General features: G+C 73.5%; 14 protein-coding genes. 10 read left to right on the top strand and 4 right to left on the bottom strand.

Translation table 11 applies throughout. From position 1 onward, the window contains the following. Positions 1 to 140 precede the first annotated feature (140 nt). From ACZ4W5_RS25920 to ACZ4W5_RS25905, 4 genes are all read right to left on the bottom strand, one after another. A complete protein-coding gene (locus ACZ4W5_RS25920; RefSeq protein ID WP_465657198.1) occupies positions 141 to 2,579 on the bottom strand; it encodes a transglutaminase TgpA family protein in 2,439 nt (812 codons plus the stop codon). Then, positions 2,576 to 3,898: a DUF58 domain-containing protein gene (locus ACZ4W5_RS25915; RefSeq protein ID WP_360227787.1), complete on the bottom strand. Its 1,323-nt coding sequence runs from the start codon at positions 3,896 to 3,898 to the stop codon at positions 2,576 to 2,578. Before ACZ4W5_RS25915 ends, ACZ4W5_RS25920 begins: the two co-directional genes overlap by 4 nt. A gap of 1 nt (position 3,899) precedes the next feature. Further along, positions 3,900 to 4,946 carry an AAA family ATPase gene (locus ACZ4W5_RS25910; protein WP_402487421.1) on the bottom strand — a complete coding sequence of 349 codons (1,047 nt, stop codon included), beginning with the start codon at positions 4,944 to 4,946 and terminating at the stop codon, positions 3,900 to 3,902. 230 nt (positions 4,947 to 5,176) lie between these two features. Continuing rightward, positions 5,177 to 5,719, bottom strand: coding sequence for a beta-class carbonic anhydrase (locus ACZ4W5_RS25905; RefSeq protein ID WP_360227784.1), 543 nt, complete (start codon positions 5,717 to 5,719; stop codon positions 5,177 to 5,179). A gap of 541 nt (positions 5,720 to 6,260) precedes the next feature. Here ACZ4W5_RS25905 and rsmH point away from each other — a divergent pair. The 10 genes from rsmH (at position 6,261) to ACZ4W5_RS25855 (ending at position 19,189) form a co-directional block, all read left to right on the top strand. Next, positions 6,261 to 7,235 carry a 16S rRNA (cytosine(1402)-N(4))-methyltransferase RsmH gene (gene rsmH, locus ACZ4W5_RS25900; protein WP_465657195.1) on the top strand — a complete coding sequence of 325 codons (975 nt, stop codon included), beginning with the start codon at positions 6,261 to 6,263 and terminating at the stop codon, positions 7,233 to 7,235. A 132-nt stretch (positions 7,236 to 7,367) separates the two neighbouring features. Next, positions 7,368 to 7,925, top strand: coding sequence for a cell division protein FtsL (ftsL, locus tag ACZ4W5_RS25895; protein ID WP_360227778.1), 558 nt, complete (start codon positions 7,368 to 7,370; stop codon positions 7,923 to 7,925). Next, positions 7,922 to 10,189, top strand: a complete 2,268-nt coding sequence (locus tag ACZ4W5_RS25890; protein ID WP_465657193.1) for a peptidoglycan D,D-transpeptidase FtsI family protein — start codon at positions 7,922 to 7,924, stop codon at positions 10,187 to 10,189. The genes ftsL and ACZ4W5_RS25890 overlap by 4 nt, the downstream gene beginning before the upstream one ends. A 6-nt stretch (positions 10,190 to 10,195) precedes the next feature. Next, a complete protein-coding gene (locus tag ACZ4W5_RS25885; RefSeq protein ID WP_465657191.1) occupies positions 10,196 to 11,848 on the top strand; it encodes a UDP-N-acetylmuramoyl-L-alanyl-D-glutamate--2,6-diaminopimelate ligase in 1,653 nt (550 codons plus the stop codon). Further along, positions 11,845 to 13,248 (top strand): UDP-N-acetylmuramoyl-tripeptide--D-alanyl-D-alanine ligase, encoded by a 1,404-nt coding sequence (locus ACZ4W5_RS25880; RefSeq protein ID WP_360227769.1) that lies wholly within the window; start codon positions 11,845 to 11,847, stop codon positions 13,246 to 13,248. The genes ACZ4W5_RS25885 and ACZ4W5_RS25880 overlap by 4 nt, the downstream gene beginning before the upstream one ends. After that, positions 13,248 to 14,309: a phospho-N-acetylmuramoyl-pentapeptide-transferase gene (gene mraY / locus ACZ4W5_RS25875; RefSeq protein ID WP_350504707.1), complete on the top strand. Its 1,062-nt coding sequence runs from the start codon at positions 13,248 to 13,250 to the stop codon at positions 14,307 to 14,309. Before ACZ4W5_RS25880 ends, mraY begins: the two co-directional genes overlap by 1 nt. Next, positions 14,306 to 15,748, top strand: coding sequence for a UDP-N-acetylmuramoyl-L-alanine--D-glutamate ligase (gene murD / locus ACZ4W5_RS25870; RefSeq protein ID WP_465657190.1), 1,443 nt, complete (start codon positions 14,306 to 14,308; stop codon positions 15,746 to 15,748). The genes mraY and murD overlap by 4 nt, the downstream gene beginning before the upstream one ends. Positions 15,749 to 15,906: 158 nt before the next feature. Beyond that, a complete protein-coding gene (ftsW, locus tag ACZ4W5_RS25865) occupies positions 15,907 to 17,277 on the top strand; it encodes a putative lipid II flippase FtsW (protein WP_465657188.1) in 1,371 nt (456 codons plus the stop codon). Between the two features lie 6 nt (positions 17,278 to 17,283). Continuing rightward, the gene (gene murG / locus ACZ4W5_RS25860) at positions 17,284 to 18,390 is read left to right on the top strand and encodes an undecaprenyldiphospho-muramoylpentapeptide beta-N-acetylglucosaminyltransferase (RefSeq protein ID WP_360227763.1); all 1,107 of its coding nucleotides are present in this window, start codon (positions 17,284 to 17,286) and stop codon (positions 18,388 to 18,390) included. After that, positions 18,383 to 19,189, top strand: a complete 807-nt coding sequence (locus tag ACZ4W5_RS25855; protein ID WP_465657186.1) for a cell division protein FtsQ/DivIB — start codon at positions 18,383 to 18,385, stop codon at positions 19,187 to 19,189. The genes murG and ACZ4W5_RS25855 overlap by 8 nt, the downstream gene beginning before the upstream one ends. Positions 19,190 to 19,213 lie beyond the last annotated feature (24 nt).

Below are 19,213 nucleotides of genomic sequence, written 5' to 3'. Positions count from 1 at the left end.
ATGCTACAACAGCCAAAGAAAAAGAGGAACTGGGGGGTTTCTACACCCCACCCACAAAGAAGCAAACCACCGAACCCCCCAACGAGCCCCGCCGCGCCCCCCCCCCCCCCCCCCCCCCCCCCCCCGGCTCTCGCGTTCCGTCAGGACTCCGGAGTGGACCCCTTGCGCCGGCCGGTCAGCCGCCGCACCGGACCGGTGACCGCCTCGGCGGCCCGGCCCACCCGGGTGGCGACGGCCGCCCGGGCCGCCCGCACCGTGTCGGAGGTCCGCCACCACAGCTGGGCCGAGGACGGCGGCAGCAGCAGGGCCCGCAGCCGCCCGGCCCGGCCGGCCCCGGCCCACAGGGCCCGCCGGGCGGTGCGGACGTCGGCGGCCAGCGGGGCCGTGGTGACCTGCCCGGCCGGGGCGTAGAGCACCCGCTCGGTGGCCAGCGCCAGCCGTCCGGCGGCGGCCGCCGCGTCCGCGTCCAGGTCCGCCGTCTCGGTGATCCGCCGGGCGGCCGAGCGCGGGGTGCGTGACTCGTCCGGGGGAATTCCGACGTCCCAGGCGGAGTCCACCAACTCGTCCCAGGCGGCCAGCACCTGGGCGTCGGTGAGCTCGACCGGGCCGTCCCCGCCGGGTCGGCGCCGCCCTCCGCCGCCGAGCCGACGGCGTCGTACGGCGGTCCGCCAGAACATCGGTACGAGCAGCAGCGCGATCAGCACCACCACGACGGCCAGGGTGCCGAGCACCTGGCCGGACAGCAGCCAGGACTCGTCGGCGGTCCGGCTGGCCGCCTTGCTCTTGGGCCCGCAGTCGCCCAGCTGGCGCTGCTTGGCGGTGCAGTCGGAGCTCTGGGACGGCGCCGGGACGGCGGCCGAGCTGGTCGCCGCGGCGGTCGGCTGCTGGGAGGGCGCCGTGGTCGGGGCGCTGGACGCCTCGGAGTAGCGGGCCGGGACGCCCCGGCTCGGGGTCGGCTCGAAGCGCATCCAGCCGTAGCCGGAGAAGTACAGCTCGGGCCAGGCGTGGTACATCCGGCCGCTGACCGAGTAGACGTCGCCGCCCTTGCTGTCGCCGGGGGTGAAGCCGACCGCGACCCGGGCCGGGATCTTCAGCACCCGGGCCATCGCCGCCATGGTGGAGGCGAAGTGCACGCAGAAGCCCCGGCGGTCGCGCAGGAAGACCGCGATCGCGTTGCTGCCGGTGCCGCCCTCGATCGAGGTGTCGTACTTGAACCCCGGGCCGGTGAACCAGTTCACCAGCGCGGTGGCCCGGTCGTAGTCGGTGCGCGCGTCGGCGGTGACCGCCTTGGCCTGCTCGGCGACCACGGCCGGCAGGTCGGACGGGAGGGCGGTGTAGCGCTCCCGGACGTCCTGCGGGGCGGGCGGCGCGGTGCGCAGCTCGTCCGCGGTGGGCCGCAGGTCCAGCGTGCTGACGTGGTAGCTCAGGCCGCTGATCGCCTTGTCGTTGGGCGACAGGACGGTGCGGGTGATCGGGTCGAGCTTCCATTCGCCGCGGTTGGGGACCTGGACGGAGGCGGCCGGGTACGGCATCGGCAGCCAGCTCTTCTCCAGCCCGGTGATCTTGAAGTCGCCCTCGATCCGGGGGACGTTGGTGACCCGCAGGCCCTCCGGGGTGGGCAGGGTGGCCGGGAGGTCACTGACCACCGTGCTGCCGAGCTTCCAGTTGGTGCCGTCGAACTGGTCCAGCGAGCCGGTGCGCAGGTAGATCTGGTCGGCGAGGTCGCTGTCCAGCGTGTAGGTGAGCAGCTCGTTGTCGGACGGCTTGCTGATCGCCGCCTCCAGGCTGACCAGCGGGTCGAGGCTGGTGGTCACGCTCCCGCCGGTGCCGTGCCCGGACGAGCCGCCGGACGAGCCGGAGTCCAGCAGCCCGAGGTCCCAGCGCGGCAGGAAGACCGGCAGCAGCAGGGCCAGGGCCAGCGCCAGGACGCCGACCTGCTGGCCGCCCTGGCTGATCCGGCTGGAGCTGATCGTGCCGCGCGCGCTGCCGCGGAAGACCCGGCCCCAGCGGGAGACCCGGTCCTCGCCCTCGGCGAACAGCAGCACCAGGTAGCCGGCCGAGGCGAAGCCGAACCAGACCCAGCTGCCGTGGTCCCCGGCCACGCCGTTACCGATCGAGTACAGCGCCAGGAGCGGCAGCCCGGCCAGCGCCGAGCGCCGGTAGGTCACCGCGATGGTGTCCACCAGCACGGCGATCAGGCCGACCGAGGAGACCAGGATCAGCCGCAGGCCCGCGGTCGGCGGCGCCGGGAGCGCGTACTGGGCGATGTCGTCCAGACCGGAGGAGAAGACCTGGCTGAGCAGCCGCATCGCGGGCGCCCCGGGCAGCACCCCGCCGGTCAGCGCGGACCCGGCGAAGCCGAGCAGCATCAGCATCAGCAGCACCAGCACCTGGGCCACCGGCACCGACCAGCGGTACAGCGGGGAGCGGCGCAGGCCGGCGCCGACCGCCGAGACCACGGCGATCACCAGGAAGGCGTGGGTGAGCCAGCTGCGGGTGCTCAGCAGCGGCAGCATGCACAGCGAGGCGAGGGCGGTGGCCAGCGCCGAGTAAACGGTCAGTTTGGCCCGGGTGGTCACGCGCCGGCCTCATCTCGGTAGGGGGCGGTGGTCTTGGCGCCGTCGGCGGCCCGCCACAGGTCCGGCACGGAGTCGCCCGCCCGGACCGGCAGGACCGTCCAGCCGGCCGCGCGCAGCTCCCGGACCCGCTCGCGGAACTCCTCGCCGCCGGTGTCGGGGGCGAGCATCCGCAGACCGGCCCAGGTGCCGGTGTCGAGCAGGAAGGCGATCGCCCCGCCGGTGCGGCTGCGCAGCCGGGCCAGCCGGGTGGCCTGGGCCGCGTCCAGGTCGCCGAGGACGGCCACCAGCAGGCCCTCGCCGCCGGCCCGCAGCGGCTCCTCGGCGCGGGACAGCCCGGCGCCGTCCGACAGGTCGGCGACCGCGAGGGCGTCCAGGATCAGCCCGGAGGTGTCGGCGGCGACGTTGTGGCCGCCGCTGCCGGGCCCGGGCACCCAGTGCCCGGTGTCGGTGAGCAGCTGGGTCTGGTAGCCGCGCTCCAGCAGGTGCACGGCGACGGAGGCGGCGCAGCTGACCGCCCACTCGAAGGAGGAGGCCGGGCCGCTGCCCCGGTGGGCCACCTCGCGGGTGTCCAGCAGGACGGTGGCGCGGGCCTTCTGCGGCTGCTCCTCGCGGCGCACCATCAGCTCGCCGTACCGGGCGGTGGAGCGCCAGTGCACCCGGCGCAGGTCGTCGCCGGGCCGGTACTCGCGCAGGATCACGTCGTCGTCGCCGGCCAGCGCCAGGGTGCGGGTGTGGCTCTCGCCCTGGCCGATCCACTCACCGCTGAGCCGCACCTGCGGCAGCGCCTGGACCTGCGGGACGACGGTGAGCACGTCGGAGGCGGCGAAGGCGCGGTTGACCTCGCACATCCCGAAGGGGTCGGACAGCCGCAGCTGGAGCGGCCCGAGCGGGTAGCGGCCGCGCAGGTCGGAGCGGACCCGGTAGGAGACCTCGCGGAAGCCGCGCGGCTCGACCCGGTCGAGCACGAACCGCGGCCGCGGCCCGAGCACGTACGGGACCTGGTCCTCCAGGAGCAGCAGCCCGGTGGGCACCCGGGAGACGTTGTCCACCCGCAGGTGGACCCGGGCCTCCTGGCCGGCGATCGCCCGGTGCGGGCTGAGCCGGCGTCCGCTGGCCACCCGGTACCGGGTGTTGGCGACCACCGCGGCGGCGGCCAGCGGCAGGGCGGCGAGCAGGACGCCGACCCGCAGCAGCGCGTCCTGGTCGAGCAGGTAGGCGCAGACCACCGCGGTCAGACCGGCCGCGAGGAAGGAGCGGCCCCGGGTGGTGAGGCCGTGCAGTCCGGCCCGCAGCCCGCCCGTTCCGTCGGATGAGGCCACCTCAGCCCCTCCGGACGGCCGGGCCGCCCTGCGGACGGGGCAGCGGCACTCGGGCGACCAGGTCGGTCACGATCTGCTCGGCGGTACGGCGGCCGAGCTGGGTCTCGGCGGTCGGCATCAGGCGGTGCGCCAGAACCGGGACGGCCAGCCGCTGGATGTCGTCCGGGGTGACGTAGTCGCGCCCGTCCAGCGCGGCGGCGGCGCGGGCGGCCCGGACCAGGTGCAGGGTGGCGCGCGGCGAGGCGCCCAGCCGCAGCTCGGGGCTGGTGCGGGTGGCGCCGACCAGGTCGACGGCGTAGCGGCGGACCGGGTCGGCGATGTGCACGGTGCGGACCAGCTCGACCAGCTTGAGGATGTCGGCGGCGTGCGCGACCGGCTGGAGGTCGGCCAGCGGGTTGGCGCCGGCGTGCACGTCGAGCATCGCGAACTCGGCCTCGGGGCTGGGGTAGCCGATCGAGACCCGGGCCATGAAGCGGTCCCGCTGGGCCTCCGGGAGGGGGTAGGTGCCCTCCATCTCGACCGGGTTCTGGGTGGCCACGACCATGAACGGCGAGGGCAGCTCGTAGCTGGTGCCGTCGATGGTGACCTGGCGCTCCTCCATCGACTCCAGCAGCGCGGACTGGGTCTTCGGCGAGGCGCGGTTGATCTCGTCGCCGACCACGATCTGGGCGAAGATCGCGCCCGGGCGGAACTCGAAGTCGTGCTGCTGCTGGTCGTAGATGTTGGTGCCGGTGACGTCCGAGGGCAGCAGGTCGGGGGTGAACTGGATGCGGCGCACGGTGCAGTCCACGGACTTGGCGAGCGCCTTGGCCAGCATGGTCTTGCCGACGCCGGGCACGTCCTCCAGCAGCAGGTGCCCCTCGGCGAGCAGGACGGTCAGGGCGATCCGGACGGCCTCCGGCTTGCCCTCGATCACGCTCTCGATGTTGGCGCGGACCCGTTCCACGACCGCCGCGAGCTCCGGGAGCCCGACCGGACGGTACCCGTTCGCCCTCTGCTCGCCCCCCGCAGGACTGCCGAGACCGGCCTGATCGTTGTAGCTCGTCACCCGTTACGCTCCCTGGCACACCGTGCCCGCCTCACCCGAGGCCGGACCCCACCCCATGCTTGACGCGGCCGTCCCGGGGGCGGTTCCGAACGAGGATCCGGCGCCGGTGGGCGGCCTGCGGCCCGGCCTCCCCAGGTGGTTCGGGGTCCGACCGGCAGGCGCATTCTCCCCCGTTCGGCGGTCAGAAGTCACCATTCGGCCCTCGCCGAATGAGAGCGGGCGGGCTCCGCTCAGCGGATCTCGCGCAGCAGCCCGGTGTGGACGTCGAAGACGAAGCCGCGGACGTCGTCGGTGTACGGCAGGAACGGGGAGGTGCGCACCCGCTGCATGGACTGGCGGACGTCGCCGTCCAGGTCGACGAAGGCCTCCACCGCCCACTGCGGGCGCTGGCCGACCTCCAGCTCCAGCTCGCGGCGGAAGTCCTCGGTGAGGCCGAGCAGTCCGCAGCCGGTGTGGTGGATCAGCGCGATCGATCGGGTGCCCAGGGCGCGCTGGCTGATGGTCAGGGACCGGATGGTGTCGTCGGTGACGACGCCGCCGGCGTTGCGGATGACGTGGGCGTCGCCCAGTTCGAGGCCGAGCGCCGCGAAGAGGTCGAGCCGGGCGTCCATGCAGGCCACCACGGCGATCTTCTGCACGGGACGGGCGTCCATGCCGCCGTCGCGGAAGGTCACCGCGTACTCGCGGTTGGCCGTCACGAAGCGGTCGATGATGCTGGGTCCGGCGGGGTCGGCAGCGGCGTTCGGCGTGGGCCGGTCGGGGGTCACTGTCATGGTGGCGACGTTAGTGCGGTCCGGGGCCGCGCGGTGGGGCGGAGAGCTACAGAACGCACCGCCGTGAGCGGGTGCATAGCGACAACCGGAGGGTTGGTCCGGGCCGGTCCGGGCGTGGGTTCGTACCCGGTCGCCCGACAGGGGCGCGCGCCGGCCGCCGGGGGCCGCCGGCCGGGACCCCCGCCGGGCCGCTCCGACGGCCGCGACCTGCGGTGATCCGTACCGCCGCCCGGGTGGTGCGCCGGAGCGGACCATTGACTGGCGGGGTCCGCGCGATAGAGTTGCGGCGCGTTGGAGCACACCCCTCGGAGCCCGTCAACCGGGCCGTGCCGACCGGTGTGCGGCCCGGCCGATGCGGCTCGTGGCCTCCACCCGCTCCGTGTTCACCTGGCGCACCTTCCCCGGCGCCGGGCGGTCACGACCTTCCCCTCGAGCGGGCGGGGACCACGGGCCGCGTCGTCGTGCCGGCAGGTGGTGGGCGAGAATGGTCGGAGCTCCCGGTCGTCGGGCTGCTCCGCACCGAGGAAGGGCGCCACCGCGCATGACCACCAATGAACCGGGTCCCAAGCACGTTCCGGTGATGCTGCAGCGGTGCATGGACGCGCTGGCGCCGGCGATCTCCCGCCCGGGCGCCGTGGTGGTCGACGCGACCCTGGGCCTCGGCGGCCACAGCGAGGCGCTGCTGACCCAGTTCCCGGAGGTCCGGCTGATCGCGGTGGACCGCGACCCGCAGGCGTTGAAGCTGTCCGGCGAGCGGCTGGCCCCCTTCGGCGACCGGGCCACGCTGGTGCACGCGGTGTACGACGAGATCCCCGAGGTGCTGGAGCGCCTGGGCATCGACCGGGTCGACGGCATCCTGTTCGACCTCGGCGTCTCCTCGATGCAGCTGGACGAGGCCGACCGCGGTTTCGCCTACGCCCAGGACGCGCCGCTGGACATGCGGATGGACCAGACCCGGGGGATCAGCGCGGCCGAGGTGCTGAACACCTACAGCCACGGCGACCTGGCCCGGATCCTCAAGGTGTATGGCGAGGAGCGGTTCGCCGGGAAGATCGCCTCGGTCATCCTGCGGGAACGGGAGAAGGAACCGTTCACCAACAGCGCGCGTCTGGTCGAGTTGGTGCGCAACGCCATTCCGGCGGCGACCCGCCGTACCGGCGGGAACCCGGCCAAGCGGACGTTCCAGGCGCTGCGGATCGAGGTCAACGGCGAGCTGGAGGTCCTGGACCGGGCGATCCCGGGGGCACTGGACGTCCTGGCGGTGGGCGGCCGGATCGCGGTGATGTCGTACCAGTCGCTGGAGGACCGGCTGGTGAAGCAGTACTTCGCCGCCGGAGCGACCAGCACCGCCCCGCCGGGGCTCCCGTTCATCCCGGAGGAGCACCAGCCCTGGCTCAAACTGATCACCCGCGGTGCCGAGCTGGCCACCGAGGAGGAGATCGAGGAGAACCGGCGCGCCGCGCCCGTGCGGCTGCGGGTGGCGGAGAGGATCAGGGACCGAAGCAAGCGGGGCTGAGGAACGGCTCCGGCGGGGTCCGAAGGGTGGAGGAGAACGGTGGGGCCGGTGGCCGGTGAGGTCCGGGCGGGGCGGGGAGGACTCCCCGGACAGGGCAGGGCGCGGATCACGGTCCGGCCGGGGCGGCGGCCCGTGCGCGGGCGCACGCCGTTCGCGGTGCTCGTGGTGGTGCTGCTGGCGGCGGGGCTGCTCGGGCTGCTGGCGCTGAACACGGCGCTCAACGAGGGCTCCTTCGAACTGTCCCGGCTGCAGAAGCAGACCACCAAGGCGACCGACGAGCAGCAGAGCCTCCAGCACGAGATCGACCAGAGCTCGGCCCCGGACGCGCTGGCCAAGCGGGCCGGCGAACTGGGCATGGTTCCGGCCGGCGGGATGGCCTTCCTGGACGTGCCGAACGGCGGCAAGGTGCTCGGCACGCCCGGCCCGGCGCAGGACAGCCCGCCGGTGAAGAAGTCGACGGTCGATCCATGGCCGACGAAGCCCGCGCCGGCCGCGCAGAGCCCGGCCCCGGCGCAGAGCCCGGCCCCGGCGCAGCCCTCCGGGCAGCCGTCCGGCTCGCCGAGCGCCCAGCCCCCGGCCCAGCCGAGCCCCTCGGCGCCGCCGACCCCGGCGGCCTCGGCCGGTGACTCGGTGATCCAGCTCAACCCGGTGACGACCGCGCCGGCCCAGCACGGGGGTGGTACCCGATGACGACGCCTCGTCAGCCGTCCGGCTCGGGGTCCGGTTCCGGCCGCCGTCAGCCGCCGCGCAGCGGTCCGGCCCGGCCGGTGGCCGGGCGCGGCCAGCCCGCGAAGGGGCAGCCGGCCAAGGGGCAGGCCGCCCGTGGCCAGTCCGGCAAGGCCCAGCCCGCGAAGGCCCAGCCGCCGAAGGCGCAGAGCCCGAAGGCCCAGCCCGCCAAGGGCCAGCCCGCGCGCGGCCAGTCGGCCAAGGCGCAGCCCGCCAGGTCCGGCTCCGTCGGCCGCACCCCGCGGGCGCCGCAGCAGCGCCGCCCGGAGGGCCGTCCGCCGGCCCGCAGCCAGGCGGCCGTGCGGCCGCGCCCGAAGTCCAGGCTGCCGCACCGCCCCAAGGCGCTGCGGCTGGCCGAACCGAAGCGCCGGCTGCGGGTGATCACCGTGGTGCTGTCGCTGGTGTTCTCGGTCTTCGCCGGGCGCCTGGTGCAGCTCCAGCTGGTGGACGCCGACGCGCTGGCGGCCGACGCGAACACCAACCGCTACCAGAACATCCCGATCACCGCCGAGCGCGGCTCGATAACGTCCTCCGACGGCGTCGCCCTCGCGGCCACCGTGGACGCGTACGACATCACCGCCGACCCGGCGATGTTCACCCCCGAGGCGACCGGCATCCCGGACGCGCCCGAGCAGGCGGCCGCGCTGCTGTCGCCGATCCTCGGCGTGGCCAAGGAGAGGATCGCCGCTGACCTGCACACCCCGAAGACCCGCTACAAGCGGCTCGCCGCGCAGCAGACCCCGGCCGCCAAGAGCCAGATCAGCGACCTCAAGACCGGCCTGGAGAAGAAGGCCGGCTCGCGCGCCTGCCAGGCCCAGCGGAAGCTGCTCGGCAAGCCGGCCGACCAGGGCGGGCGCACCCGGGTGGACAACGAGTGCGCCAACCCGCTGGCCGGGGTGTTCAACCGGGAGACCCAGAAGCGGATCTACCCGGCCGAGGGGCTGGCCGCCAACCTGGTCGGCTTCGTCAACGGCGAGGGCGAGGGCGCCGGCGGGCTGGAGCTGCAGTACCAGAAGCAGCTGGCCGGCAAGGACGGCCACAGCAGCTACGCCCAGGCGGGCGGGCGGCTGGTGCCCACCGCCGGCGGCTCGATGGACCCGGCCGTGCCCGGCAGCGACATCAAGCTGACCATCAACCGGGACATCCAGTGGGCCGCCCAGCGGGCGATCACCGACCAGGTGGCCAACTCCGGCGCGGAGAAGGGCTACGTGGTGGTCCAGGACGTGAAGACCGGCCAGGTCATCGCGATGGCCTCCGCGCCCGGCTTCAACCCCAACGACCTGAGCCTCGCCAAGCAGTCCCAGATGGGCAACCCGGCCCTGGTGGACGCGTACGAGCCGGGCAGCACCGCCAAGCTGATGAGCCTGGCCGCCGTCCTGGACACCGGCAAGGCCAACTGGGACACCAAGGTGACGGTGCCCTACCCGCTGATCCGGGCCGGGCAGGAGTTCAAGGACGACGTCGTGCACGGCACCTGGTACCTGACCCTGGCCGGGGTGCTCGCCAAGTCCTCCAACATCGGCACCATCGAGGCGGTCGAGACCCTCGGCGACGGCGACCAGCTCAAGGCCAACCAGATCCTGGACGGGTACCTGCGCAAGTTCGGGGTGGCCCAGCCGACCGGGCTGAACTTCCCGGGGGAGACCGCGGGCAAGCTCAAGAAGCCGGAGGACCTGGTCGCCTCGGAGAAGTACAACATCTCCTTCGGCCAGGGCCCGATGCAGATGAACGCGCTCCAGGCCACCTCGGTGTACTCGACCATCGCCAACGGCGGGGTGCGGGTCGCGCCCAGCATCGTCCAGGGGATCACCGGGCCGGACGGCAAGTACGTCCCGACCCCGGCCGGCGAGCAGACCCGGGTGGTCAGCGAGCAGACCGCCAAGACCCTCACCTCGATGCTGGAGTCGGTCGTCGACGACGAGCAGGGGACCGGCGGCAAGGCCGCGATCCCCGGCTACCGGGTCGCCGGGAAGACCGGCACCGCCAACCGGGGGGCCGCCGACGGCAAGGGCTACGACGGCTACACCGCCTCGTTCATCGGCTTCGCGCCCGCCGACGCCCCCCGCTACACCGTCTCCTGCACCCTCCAGGGCCCGGTCAACGGGCACTTCGGCGGCCAGCTGTGCGGGCCGGTGTTCAAGCAGGTGATGGAGTTCACCCTGAAGACCATGCAGGTCCCGCCGAGCGGGAGCCAGGCACCGAACCTGCCCGTCGAGTGGAAGCCGTGAACGAGGATGAGCAACCAGCGGGCCGGTGCGGACGGCGGCGCGGCGAGGGCCCGGTTTGGCCCTGGGCACCCTTCGGCGGATAGCCTTCCCGCCGTGCCGAAACCCGATCAAACCACCGTGAGTCCGCCCCGCCCGACCGGGACCGCCGCTCTGCCGCTCGCCGAGCTGGCCTCCCGGCTGGGTCTGCCGCCCGTCGAGGGCGCCGCCGTCACCGGTGTCACCCACGACTCCCGTGCGGTGCGCCCGGGCGACGTGTACGTGGCCTTCCCGGGCGCCAACCACCACGGCGCGGCCTTCGCCGGCCAGGCCGCGGCGGCCGGTGCGGTGGCCGTGCTGACCGACCCGGCCGGCGCCGAGCTGGCGGCGCCCGCGGGCCTGCCGCTGCTGGTCGTCGACCGGCCGCGGGCCCGGATGGGCGAGCTGGCCGCGATCGTCTACGGCCACCCGTCCGAGCGGCTGCTGATGCTCGGGCTGACCGGCACCAACGGCAAGACCACCACCTCGTACCTGGTCGAGGGCGGTCTGCGCGGCGCCGGGCGGGTCCCGGGTGTGATCGGCACCGTCGAGATGCGGGTCGGCGAGGAGCGGATCAAGAGCGAGCGCACCACCCCCGAGGCAACCGACCTGCACGCGATCCTCGGCGTGATGGCCGAGCGCGGCGCGGACGCGGTGACCATGGAGGTCTCCAGCCACGCCCTGGTCTTCGGCCGCACCGACGGGGTGGCGTACGACGTCGCGCTGTTCAACAACCTCACCCCCGAACACCTCGACTTCCACCCGGACATGGAGGACTACTTCCAGGCGAAGGCCCGGCTCTTCCAGCCCGGCAAGTCCCGCCACGGCGTGGTCAACCTGGACGACGAGTACGGCCGCCGGCTCGCCGCCGAGGCCAAGATCCCGGTGACCACCTTCTCCGCGACCGGCGACGCCGGGGCGGACTGGCGGGCCGTGGACGTGCAGCTCGGCCCGATCGGCTCCACCTTCCGGGTGGTCGGTCCGGACGGCGCCGGGGCCGACGCCTCCGTCCCGCTGCCCGGCCCGTTCAACGTCGCCAACGCGCTGGCCGCGATCACCGTGCTGGTCGCCGCCGGGCTGCCGCTGGAGCGGGCGGTGGCCGGGATCGCCGCCGTCCCCGGCGTGCCGGGCCGGCTGGAGCGGGTGGACGGCGGGCAGCCGTTCGTCGCCGTGGTGGACTACGCCCACAAGCCGGACGCCCTGCAGGCCGTCCTCGCCTCGCTGCGCGAGGTCACCAAGGGCCGGCTGCACGTGGTGGTCGGCTGCGGCGGCGACCGCGACCCGCACAAGCGCGGTCCGATGGGCGCGATCGCCGCCCGGCTCGCCGACACCGCCCTGCTGACCAGCGACAACCCGCGCAGCGAGGACCCGCTGGCGATCCTCGCCAGCATGCTGACCGGCGCCGCCGCGGTGCCCGAGGCCGAGCGCGGGGACGTCCTGGTCGTCCCCGACCGGGCGGAGGCGATCCGGCTCGCGGTCACCCGCGCCCGGGCCGGGGACACCGTGCTGGTGGCCGGCAAGGGCCACGAGCTCGGCCAGTACGTTCGAGACGAGATCCGCCCCTTCGACGACCGGGAGGTGCTGCGCGAATCCATCGCGCGGACCACGGCCGACCGGGGCGACCGAGGAGTAGAGCAGCAGTGATCGCACTGACCCTCGCCGAGGTGGCCGCCGCCGTCGGCGGCACCCTGGACGGCGCCGCCCCGGACACCCTGGTCACCGGCCCGGTCGAGGTCGACTCGCGGAAGGTGAGCCCCGGCGGCCTGTTCGCGGCCTTCGTCGGCGAGCACGTGGACGGCCACGACTACGCGGCCGTCGCGGTCGAGGCCGGCGCCGTCGCGGTGCTGGCCTCCCGCCCGGTCGGCGTGCCCGCCGTCCTGGTCGACAGTGTGGTGGAGGCCCTCGGCAGGCTGGCCCGCACCGTGGTCGCCCGCGCCGCGGGCACCGCGGTGGTCGCGCTGACCGGCTCGGCCGGCAAGACCAGCACCAAGGACCTGATCGCCCAGCTGCTCCAGCGCCACGGCGAAACGGTCTTCCCGCCCGGCTCGCTGAACAACGAGATCGGCCACCCGATGACCGCGCTCCGGGTCGAGGACAGCACCCGGCACCTGGTCATGGAGATGGGCGCCCGGCACAAGGGCGACATCGAGTACCTCACCTCGATCACACCGCCGCGGATCGGCCTGGTGCTCAACGTCGGCACCGCCCACCTCGGCGAGTTCGGCTCCCAGGAGGCGATCGCCGAGGCCAAGGGCGAGCTCGTCGAGGCGCTGCCCGCCGACGGCGCCGCGATCCTGAACGCGGACGACCGGCTGGTGCGCGCCATGGCCTCCCGTACCAAGGCGAAGGTGGTCCTGTTCGGGGAGTCCCCGGACGCCCACGTCCGGGCCACCGACGTTCGCCTGGACGCCACCGGACGGCCATCGTTCACGCTCACCACCCCGGCCGGTTCCGCACCCGTGCAACTGCGCCTGTACGGTGAGCACCACGTCTCGAACGCCCTCGCCGCCGCCGCGGTGGCGACGGAGCTCGGGATGACCGTCGACGACACCGCGGCAGCCCTGGGCGAAGCGGGTGCGCTGTCCCGCTGGCGCATGGAGGTCGTCGACCGGGCCGATGGTGTCACCGTCGTCAACGACGCCTACAACGCGAACCCCGACTCGATGCGGGCCGCGCTGCGGGCGCTGGTCTCGATGGGCGGCCGCGGTCCGGAGCGCCGCCGCACCTGGGCGGTGCTCGGCGAGATGCGGGAGCTCGGCGAGGAGAGCCTGGCCGAGCACGACGCCATCGGGCGGCTCGCCGTCCGACTCGACGTCACCAAGCTGGTGGCGGTGGGTGGACGCGAGGCGGCCTGCATGGAACTCGGTGCGAGGAACGAAGGTTCGTGGGGTGAGGAGTCGGTGCTGGTGTCCGACGCGGACGCGGCGGTCGAACTGCTGCGCAGTCAGCTTCGGCCGGGGGATGTGGTCCTGGTGAAGGCGTCCCGTTCGGTGGGGCTGGAGAAGGTGGCCGAGGCCCTCCTGGCGGACGGTGCTGCCCGATGATGAAGCAGATCCTCTTCTCCGGGATGATCGGTCTGATCCTCTCGCTGGTCGGCACGCCCGCCCTGATCAAGCTGCTCGCGCGAGGGGGCTACGGCCAGTACATCCGTGACGACGGCCCCAAGGCGCACCACAGCAAGAAGGGCACGCCCACCATGGGCGGCATCGCCTTCATCCTGGCGACCCTGATCGCGTACTTCGCCACGAAGGCGATAACGGGCGACAGCCCGACCGCCTCCGGGCTGCTGGTGCTCTTCCTGACCGCGGGCCTCGGCCTGGTCGGCTTCCTGGACGACTACATCAAGGTCGTCAAGCGCCGTTCGCTCGGCCTGCGGGCGAAGGCGAAGCTGGCCGGCCAGTCCATCGTCGGTCTGGTGTTCGCCGTCCTGGCGCTGCAGTTCCACGACGACCGCGGGCTCAGCCCGGCCTCCCAGTCGCTGTCCTTCGTGCGCGACTTCAAGTGGTCGATCGGCCCGGTGCTGTTCGTCATCTTCGCGTACTTCATGATCGCGGCGACCTCCAACGGCGTGAACCTGACGGACGGCCTGGACGGTCTGGCCACCGGTGCCTCGGTGATGGCCTTCGGCGCCTACACCTTCATCGGCGTCTGGGAGTACACCCAGAGCTGCGCCTACTTCATCTCCGCCACCGGCGCCTGCTACGACGTCCGGGACCCCCTGGACCTCGCGGTGGTGGCCTCCGCCCTGATGGGCTCCTGCTTCGGCTTCCTCTGGTGGAACACCTCGCCCGCCAAGATCTTCATGGGTGACACCGGCTCGCTCGCCCTCGGCGGCGCCCTGGCCGGTCTGGCGATCTGCTCGCGCACCGAGCTGCTGCTGATCCTGCTCGGCGGCCTCTTCATGATCATCACCCTGTCGGTGATCATCCAGGTCGGCTCCTTCCGGATGACCGGCAAGCGCGTCTTCAAGATGGCACCACTGCAACACCACTTCGAACTCAAGGGCTGGAGCGAGGTCCTGGTCGTGGTCCGGTTCTGGATCATCCAGGGCCTGTGCGTGGCCGTCGGCCTCGGCCTCTTCTACGCGGGATACCGGACCGGATGACGACGAATCCTGACTTCTCGAACCTGCCCGTGGTGGTCGCCGGACTCGGCGTCTCGGGCATCAGCGCCGCGCGCGTCCTGAACGGGCTCGGCGCGAGCGTCACCGTGGTCGACGGCGGCAGCGGCGAGGGCCTGCGGGCCCGCGCCGCCGAGCTGGAGGCCCTGGGCGTCGCGGTGCGCCTGGGCGACGGCGCGAGCCTGCCCGAGGGCACCGCACTGATCGTCACCTCGCCCGGCTGGGCCCCCGGCAGCCCGCTGTTCGCCGCCGCCGCGGCGGCCGGCGTGCCGGTCTGGGGCGACGTCGAGCTGGCCTGGCGGCTGCGCAGGCCGCTGCCGGGCACCGGCGAGCCCGCCCCCTGGCTGGCCGTGACCGGCACCAACGGCAAGACCACCACCGTCCAGATGCTCGCCTCGATCCTCGCCGCGGCCGGCAAGCGCACCGCCGCCGTCGGCAACGTCGGGGTCTCGGTGCTGGACGCGGTGCTCGCCGAGGAGCCGTACGACGTGCTCGCCGTCGAGCTCTCCAGCTACCAGCTGCACTGGGCGCCCTCGCTGCGCCCGTACTCGGCGGCCGTGCTCAACCTGGCCCCGGACCACCTCGACTGGCACGGCTCGATGGAGGCGTACGCCGCCGACAAGGGCCGGATCTACGAGGGCAACGTGGTGGCCTGCGTGTACAACCTGGCCGACCCGGCCACCGAGGCGCTGGTCATGGCGGCCGACGTCGAGGAGGGCTGCCGGGCGATCGGCTTCGGCCTCGGCGCGCCGAGCCCGTCGAACTTCGGCGTGGTGGACGGCCTGCTGGTGGACCGCGCCTTCGTCGAGGACCGGACCAGGAACGCGGCCGAGCTGGGCGCCGTCGAGGACGTCAACCCGCCGGCCCCGCACAACATCGCCAACGCGCTCGCCGCGGCGGCGCTGGCCCGGGCGTACGGGGTCGACCCGAAGGCCGTCCGGGAGGGTCTGCGGGCCTTCCGCCCGGACGCCCACCGGATCGCCGAGGTCGGTACCGTCGGCGAGGTCACGTACATCGACGACTCCAAGGCCACCAACACCCACGCCGCGGCGGCCTCGCTGGCCGCCTACCGGCCGATCGTCTGGATCGCCGGGGGACTGGCCAAGGGCGCGACCTTCGACGACCTGGTCCAGGGCGCGGCCGAGCGGCTGCGCGCGGTCGTGCTGATCGGGCAGGACCGGGCGCTGATCCGCGCGGCGCTGGAGCGACACGCTCCGGATGTGCCGGTGATCGAGGCGGCCGAGGGCCAGACTGGCGCGGTGGCGATGACCGAGGTCGTTCGAACGGCCGCGTCGCTCGCCCGATCGGGTGACACGGTGCTGCTGGCCCCGGCCTGCGCCTCGATGGACATGTTCACCAACTACGGCGAGCGCGGCGACCTGTTCGCGGCGGCCGTCCGGGAGCTGGCGGACTCCGGCGAGTGAGGCTGGGCTCCGGCGAGTGAGCCGAAGGGCCGCGCCGACGCCGAAAGGGAGAAGCGAGGAGGCCCCGAGGAACGAGGGGCATCGGAGCGACGACCGTCGGCGTCGGGCCGGAGCGGCCCGGAGGCGAACGAGCCGCAGAAGAGGGAGAGCGGGGAGCGGTGGCGGGGCAGGGCAGGGCGGATTCCGGTACGACCGGGCAGGACACCGCCGAGCCGTGGCGAGTGATCTCCGCCACCACGACCAAGTACAAGTCGGCCGGTCCGCTGGGGCGGTTGCAGGCCTTCCGGGCCCGCGTCCGCTACTGGCTGGACCGGCCGCTCACGCCGTACCTGCTGATCGTCGGCACGACCCTGCTGCTGGTCGTGCTCGGTCTGATGATGGTCTTCTCGGCCTCGCAGATCCTGGCGCTGAACCAGCACCACACCGCGCAGTACTACTTCCTCAAGCAGCTGATCGCGGCCATCCTCGGGCTGGTCCTGCTGGCCGGCTTCGCCTCCGTCCCGGTGGCGGTGCTGCGGGTGATCGTCTACCCGGTGATGTTCGGGGTGATCGGCGCCCTCGCGCTGGTCGCGGTGCCCGGCATCGGGGTGCGGATCAACGGCAACCAGAACTGGCTGGACTTCGGGTTCTTCCAGTTCCAGCCCTCCGAGTTCGCCAAGCTCGCGCTGGTCCTCTGGGGCGCCGACCTGCTCGCCCGAAAGCAGAAGGCCGGCACCCTCACCACCTGGAAGCACCTGCTGGTCCCGCTGGTGCCCGGGGCCCTGCTGCTGCTCGCGCTGATCATGATCGGCGGTGACATGGGCACCTCGATGATCCTGGTGGCCATGGTGTTCGCGCTGCTCTGGATGGTCGGCGCACCGCTGCGGCTGTTCGTGGCCACCGTCGGGGTGGCGGTCGTGGTCTGCACCGCCCTGGTGATCACCGTCCCCCACCGGGCCGAGCGCCTGGGCTGCATCGGCGTCACCAAGCTCGACCCGGACGGCGCCTGCTTCCAGGCCCTGCACGGCGTCTACTCCTTCGCCCTCGGCGGCGGTTTCGGCACCGGCCTCGGCGCCGGCGTGGAGAAGTGGGGCCAGCTGCCGGAGGCGCACACCGACTTCATCTTCGCCGCGACCGGCGAGGAACTCGGTCTGGTGGGGACGCTGTCGGTGATCGGCCTCTTCGCGGCACTAGGCTACGCGGGTATCCGTGTGGCCATCGGTACGAAGGACCCCTTCGTCAGGTACGCCGCGGGAGCCGCCACCACCTGGATCATGGCGCAGGCCATGATCAACCTGGGGTCGGCGCTGGGACTGCTGCCCATCGCGGGCGTCCCGCTCCCGCTGTTCTCCTACGGCGGTTCCGCCATGCTGTCGGCCATGTCCGCGATCGGAGTGCTGCTGTGCCTGGCACGCAGCTCCTCGGGCGCGAAGGCGGCCCTGGCCGCCCGGAACAAGAACTCCCGGATCAGGAAGCGACTGGCCCGGGTGCTGCCACGACGACGAACCACAGCGCGCGCGGTCCCCGGACCGGCACGCAGGGAGCGGTGAATTTCGGTGCATGTCGTACTCGCCGGCGGGGGGACCGCCGGTCACATCGAGCCGGCCATGGCCCTCGCGGACGCACTCCGCAGGCACGACCCGTCCATCGGGATCACCGCCCTGGGCACCGAGAAGGGGCTGGAGACCCGACTGGTACCCGAGCGCGGCTACCAGCTGGAGCTCATCCCGGCCGTGCCGCTGCCCCGCAAGCCCACCCCCGAACTGATCACCGTCCCCGGCCGGCTGCGCGGCACCGTCCGGGCCGCCCAGGAGATCATCGAGCGGGTCAACGCCGACTGCGTGGTCGGCTTCGGCGGCTACGTCGCGATGCCCGCCTACCTGGCCGCCAAGCGAGCCGGCGTGCCGATCGTGGTGCACGAGGCCAACGCCCGCCCCGGCCTGGCCAACAAGATCGGCGCCCGTTACTCCGACTTCGTCGCGGTCTCCACCCCGGACAGCAAGCTGCGCGACTCCCGGTACATCGGCATCCCGCTGCGCCGGACCATCGCCACCCTGGACCGCAACGCCACCCGGCCGGAGGCCCGCCAGTACTTCGGCCTCGACCAGCGGCTGCCCACCCTGCTGGTCTCCGGCGGCTCCCAGGGCGCGCGCCGGCTCAACGAGACGATCACCGCGATCGCCCCGCGGCTGCAGCAGTACGGCGTGCAGATCCTGCACGCGGTCGGCCCGAAGAACGAGCTGCCGCAGACCGCCGACGTCCCCGGGATGCCGCCGTACCGCCCGGTGCCGTACATCGACCGGATGGACCTCGCCTACGCGGCCGCCGACCTGATGCTCTGCCGGGCCGGCGCGATGACCGTCGCCGAGCTGGCCGCGGTCGGCCTGCCCGCCGCCTTCGTGCCGCTGCCGATCGGCAACGGCGAGCAGCGGCTGAACGCCCAGCCGATGGTGAAGGCCGGCGGCGGCCTGCTGGTGGACGACGCCGAGCTGACCTCGGACTGGGTGCTGCAGAACGTGCTGCCGGTGCTCACCGACCCGCAGCGGCTGTGGGACATGAGCCGGGCCGCCGCCGAGTTCGGCCGCCGGGACGCGGACGACCTGCTGGTCGGCATGGTGTACGAGGCGATCCAGGCACACCGGGGCGGTCGCCGTCGTGGCTGACGGCCGGCCCGCCGGCTCACCCCCGGCCGCCGGCCGGGGGTACTCCCACGAGGAGGACGAGTTCGGGGACGAGGAGTCCGCTCCCCGCCTCCGGCTCTCCCGGCGAGGCATCGTGGTGCTGAGCGCGCTCGGCGCCGCGGTGCTGGGCGCGCTGGCCTGGGTGGTGTTCTTCTCCTCGCTGCTGGACGTGCGCGACGTCGCCGTCCAGGGCGCCGCGGACGAGAAGCTGACCTCGGACCAGGTGCGCGCGGCCGTCGGCGGGCTCGCCGACGGCCCGCTGGCCCGGGTCGACCTGGACGGCGTCCGCCAGCGGGTCGAGGCGATCCCCCGGGTGGCGAAGGCCGAGGTCTGGCGGGGCTGGCCGCACACCCTGCAGGTCAAGGTGGTGCAGCGGACGGCGGCCGCCGCCGTCAAGGGGGATGACGGTCAGTTCACCCAGGTGGACGCCGCAGGCGTGAGCTTCGCCACCGAGGCGGCCCCGCCGGCCGGCGTGCCGGTGGTGGAGCTGCGGCTCAGTCAGTCCGCGAAGGACGTGGACGGGGTGATCTCCCGGGGACAGTTGGTGCAGGGCGCGGTGACGGTGGCCGCCGGCCTCCCGCCGGAGATCGCCAAGCGGGCCGGATCGGTCCTGGTGCACTCCTACGACGACATCGAACTGCAGCTCAGCGGGGGTGCGACGGTGCGCTGGGGGAGTCCGGACCAGACCGACCGAAAGGCCCGGGTGCTGCTCGCACTGATGAAGCAGAAGGGCACCAACTTCGACGTGACGGCGCCGGAGGCGCCGGCGGTGTCCGGCTGATCCGCTAGATTCTCTGCCCGAGGG

The organism is Kitasatospora sp. NPDC029367 (assembly GCF_055569135.1).
The sequence above is the reverse complement of the archived record's forward strand: the minus strand, read 5'-3'. Positions and strand labels throughout refer to the sequence as shown.

Coding starts and splice junctions, on each gene's coding strand:
- ACZ4W5_RS25905 (WP_360227784.1), bottom strand. CDS start 5,719: ATGACAGTGACCCCCGACCGGCCCACGCCGAACGCCGCTGCCGACCCC.
- mraY (WP_350504707.1), top strand. CDS start 13,248: ATGAAGCAGATCCTCTTCTCCGGGATGATCGGTCTGATCCTCTCGCTG.
- rsmH (WP_465657195.1), top strand. CDS start 6,261: ATGACCACCAATGAACCGGGTCCCAAGCACGTTCCGGTGATGCTGCAG.
- ACZ4W5_RS25890 (WP_465657193.1), top strand. CDS start 7,922: ATGACGACGCCTCGTCAGCCGTCCGGCTCGGGGTCCGGTTCCGGCCGC.
- murD (WP_465657190.1), top strand. CDS start 14,306: ATGACGACGAATCCTGACTTCTCGAACCTGCCCGTGGTGGTCGCCGGA.
- ACZ4W5_RS25885 (WP_465657191.1), top strand. CDS start 10,196: ATGAGCAACCAGCGGGCCGGTGCGGACGGCGGCGCGGCGAGGGCCCGG.